General features: G+C 70.5%; 1 protein-coding gene. It reads left to right on the top strand.

The annotated features are described in order from the left end of the window. Window positions 1-579: AMP-binding protein (locus JK359_RS38555; protein WP_201844401.1), on the top strand; the 579-nt coding region annotated here is incomplete at both ends.

Here is a 579-nt window from a genome sequence, read left to right as displayed (position 1 = left end):
TTATCCGGCTGAGCGGATGGCGTTCATGGTGGCCGACGCGGCGCCGGTGGTGGTGCTGACGCTGGACGGTGTGGACGTGGGTGACGTCGGCGGGACCGATGTGGTGGTCCTGGACGAGCCCGCGGTGATCCGGCAGGTGGCGCGGCAGTCGGCGACGGATGTGGCCGACGGTGAGCGGGGTGTGCCGCTGCGGGTGGAGCACCCGGCGTATGTCATCTACACCTCCGGCTCTACGGGCCGTCCCAAGGGCGTCGTCGTCACCCACCACGGCATCGCCCACATGACCACTTCCCAGGGCGACGGTTTCGCGATCAAGGCGGACAGCCGTGTCCTGCAGATGGCCTCGCCGAGCTTCGACGCCGCCATCGCGGAGATCGGTGCCGCGTTCGTGAGCGGCGCGGCCCTCGTCCTGGCATCGGCCGACGAACTCCTGCCCGGCCCCAACCTGGTCCGCGTACTCGCGGACCAGAAGGTCACCCATGTGACCCTCACCCCGGCGGCACTCGCCGCCCTGCCGTCCGACGGCATACCGGCTTCCACCACCCTCATCGTCGCCGGCGAGGCCATCGGCGAAGACGC

The organism is Streptomyces actinomycinicus (assembly GCF_016741775.1).
Taxonomy (GTDB): domain Bacteria; phylum Actinomycetota; class Actinomycetes; order Streptomycetales; family Streptomycetaceae; genus Streptomyces; species Streptomyces actinomycinicus.
This window is presented reverse-complemented; position numbering and strand designations above follow the sequence as displayed.